Raw genomic sequence first — 3,729 nt, forward strand, 5'->3', positions numbered from 1 at the left:
TTACTAAGAAAGGACTTAAGAGTAGTTGAGAGTTATCCTGAACTTACCCAATATATTTTGCTTCATTTTTCCCATTTGAAATTTCAAATTTTGACGATTTAACTTCAAAAAACGTGAAGAAAATATAATTTTTTTTCTGTAGTCATAATCATCAGCAGTCATAATCATCAGCAAAAATTTTAATTAGATAATTGACAATCAAAATTTTCCTATGAATTATACTACTACTTAACAGGATTAATTTGATGAAGTCGTTGTCAAAGCCATAAATGACTAGACTCCAGTATTTCAATTTGTTTGGGTGTCAGAGTGAGACTCAGGAGAGCTACCTACAAGATTTTTTAGGTATTTTCCTGGTTACTTGATAAATACTTTCTTTCTTGGGAGGAGAAATAAGTAATTATCAGTGTATCTATCTAAGATAACATACTAACAAACTTATAGTTAACAATAAATTATAGTATCAGAAATAGCAGATATTAATCTCTACTGGTGCTGAAATTATATGCAATATTTTTCAAAAAAATAGAAGATATTGATTGAAAATCGTCAAACTTATGGAAAAGGTAAATGAGAGAACTTGAAATTTACTTTCTGCTAAACTGTTGTAATTAGTCGATAATATCCAAATATCTCAATATTTTTATCATGGCGACATTTTTATTAGAAATTGGTACAGAAGAATTACCTGCAACTTTTGTCTCTGAAGCCATACAACAGTGGCAAGAACTTATCCCCACAACCCTCACAGAAGCATACTTGACAAATGATGTAGTTAAGGTATATGCCACACCTAGACGTTTAGCAGTGGTTATTGAGGGTTTAGCACTTAAACAACCAGACCGAGAAGAAGAAATTAAAGGACCTCCGGCAAAGGCAGCTTTTAAAGATGGTAAACCTACTAAAGCAGCAGAAGGTTTTGCTAAAAAACAAGGAGTAGAACTTAAGGACTTAGAAATACGCCCTACGGAAAAAGGGGATTTTGTTTTCGTGAATAAAAAAATTCAAGGTAAACAAACAACAGAAATTCTGAGTGAATTAATACCAGAATGGATTGATAAATTAGAAGGTAAAAGATTTATGCGTTGGGCAGATGGAGATATTAAATTTCCCCGCCCTATTAGATGGTTAGTAGCATTATTAGATGATGAAATATTGCCGATAAATTTAGAGAATGGTTCGGAGAAAATTACAAGCGATCGCCTCTCTTACGGTCATAGAGTTTTATCTCCTCAAATAATAGAAATTTCTCAAGCTAAAGATTATGTGGAAGAGTTGAGAAAAGCCTACATTGAAGTAGATGATCGACAACGAAAAAATCAAATTGAACAACAAATACAAGCAGCAGCAAAAAAAGTTAACGGAAAAGCAGAAATTCCCGCAGAATTATTAGCAGAAGTCACAAATTTGGTGGAATTGCCAACAGCAGTAGTTGGAAAATTTGATGAAGAATTTTTAATTTTACCTGCGGAAGTAACAAAAACAGTAATGGTGAAACATCAGCGTTACTTCCCTGTTTTAAAATCAACAAAAAATTCCCAGTCAGAAACTGACTTATTACCATATTTTATTACCATTTCTAATGGCGACCCCGAAAAATCAGAGATTATTGCTACAGGAAACGAAAGAGTAATTAAAGCGAGATTAGCAGACGGACAATTTTTCTATAAAGCAGATTTAGCAAAACCATTAGAAAATTATTTGCCTGAATTAGAGGCAGTTACATTCCAAGCAAAATTAGGCTCAATGGGAGAAAAAGTAAAACGCATTGTTAATATAGCTAAGTTAATTGCTGAACAGTTAGAAGTTAGTAAAGAAGAATCCAAAAATATAGAAAGAGCAGCTCTTCTTTGTAAAGCTGACTTAGTAACTCAAATGGTTTATGAATTTCCAGAACTACAAGGAGTAATGGGAGAAAAATATGCCCGTGCTGGTGGAGAAACTGAAGCAGTAGCAACTGCAATTTTTGAACATTATTTACCTAGAGGTGCAGGAGATATTTTACCGGAAACTATTAGCGGTCAAATTGTAAGTTTGGCAGATAAACTTGATACTTTGGTAAGTATTTTTGGATTAGGAATGTTACCAAAAGGTTCTGGCGACCCCTTTGCTTTACGTCGGGCAGCAAATGCAGTGGTTAATATTACTTGGTCAGCTAATTTGCCATTAAATTTACATCAGTTATTAGAACAGACTGCTGCGAATTTTATCAAAATTTATTCTGAAGCAAATTCAGAATTATTAGCACAGTTATATGATTTTTTCTTGCAACGAATTAGAACTATTTTGCAAGAGGAAAAAAATATTGATTATGATTTGGTAAATGCGGTTTTGGGAGATAATGATTCTGAATATCAGGAAAGGGGATTAAAAGATTTATTAGATGTGCGTAATAGGGCAGTTTTCTTACAAAATATTCGGCAAAATGGTATGCTTGAGAAAATCTATGAAACTGTCAACCGTTCAACTCGTTTAGCTGCTCAAGGTGAGTTGGATCAAATTCAACTTGCACCTGTAGAAGTTGTAGATTCAAAACTGTTTAAAAGTGAATCGGAATTAGCTTTTTATGATGCTTTAGTTGAGTTAGTTCCTCAAACAGAAATATCTCAAAAAACCAGAAATTATCAACAGTTAGTAGATGCTTTGGCAAAAATAGCTCCCACAGTAAGTAACTTCTTTGATGGACCTGAAAGTGTATTGGTAATGGACCCCGATCCGAAAATCAAACAAAATCGCTTGAATTTATTGGGTATACTCCGCAATAATGCCAGGGTATTGGCAGACTTTGGCGAAATAGTGAAAAGTTAAGTTATAGCAGTTAAATAATTAATAATTACCTCTTCTGTAATAGAGAGATTGACTCAAAGAAATTTTTTTTCTTCTCTTGGTCGATTGGATATGGCGTTAACGGAGTGGCTCTGAAAGAGCGGGGAACCCGCTCCTACGGACCCGCTTCGCTAACGCCATCTCATCCTGACGGACTGCTCCGCAAACGACCGCTTTTTTATCCATGAATGAAGAGGCTTTATACGTTAATTTTTCGGTAATAGGAAACAGTAGGACAAACATTTCCTTGTCTAAGATTGATAGTCAGTCTATAGTCTTAAACCAACTATTTCTTTGTTAAGTATTGGAGGTTAGAGAAAAATACAAAAATAGAAATGTAGTTGTGGTAGTTGTGACGCTAAAGTATGAAGAGATTATTAGCAAAATGAATATAAAAAAGGTGATAGGTAACAGCTTAACTAGAAGATGGTAAGAACAGGTAATACCAGTTTCAAAAAATACTGCTAAATTAACTTTTTTTATAGTTAGGGAAGACCTAGATTTTGCCATATCAGGAAAATCAAATACGGTTTGCTGAAGAAAGTCTTTTTGTTGAGGTAGGAAGTAGTTAAGAGTCAGGATAAATAGGAGTGATAAAGAAGTTGTCCAGAGAATACCAACAGTTATTTTTCTGCTATATTTACCCCAAAATGCTCACTTTTTCCCCTCTATTAACTGAAAAGCTGATACTTTTTCATCGCTCAAAATTGCTCAAGCCTTTATCTGTCAATCCTTTGATATTGAATCAGCCAGCCCTGAATAAAGAGCAAGGGTTTTCCCTATTTCCTACTATCTACGGACGTTGTATACAACTACTACCGGGACTTTAGCAAATTTCAAGCCCAAACAAATCCCAAACTCTCTTTATGAGCGGTAAATACGTCAATGTTTTCATCTAACCAG

1 protein-coding gene is annotated in these 3,729 nt (G+C 34.2%); it reads left to right on the top strand.

The genetic code is table 11. The annotated features are described in order from the left end of the window. The first annotated feature begins 648 nt into the window (after positions 1-648). Positions 649-2,808: a glycine--tRNA ligase subunit beta gene (gene glyS, locus AFK68_RS06355; RefSeq protein ID WP_094672045.1), complete on the top strand. Its 2,160-nt coding sequence runs from the start codon at positions 649-651 to the stop codon at positions 2,806-2,808. The last annotated feature ends 921 nt before the right edge of the window (positions 2,809-3,729 follow it).

The sequence above is a fragment of the Hydrocoleum sp. CS-953 genome, from assembly GCF_002260545.1.
Classification (GTDB): domain Bacteria; phylum Cyanobacteriota; class Cyanobacteriia; order Cyanobacteriales; family Microcoleaceae; genus Trichodesmium.

What these genes read in the sequence shown, in the direction of transcription:
- glyS (WP_094672045.1), top strand. Translation starts at nt 649, where the DNA reads ATGGCGACATTTTTATTAGAAATTGGTACAGAAGAATTACCTGCAACT.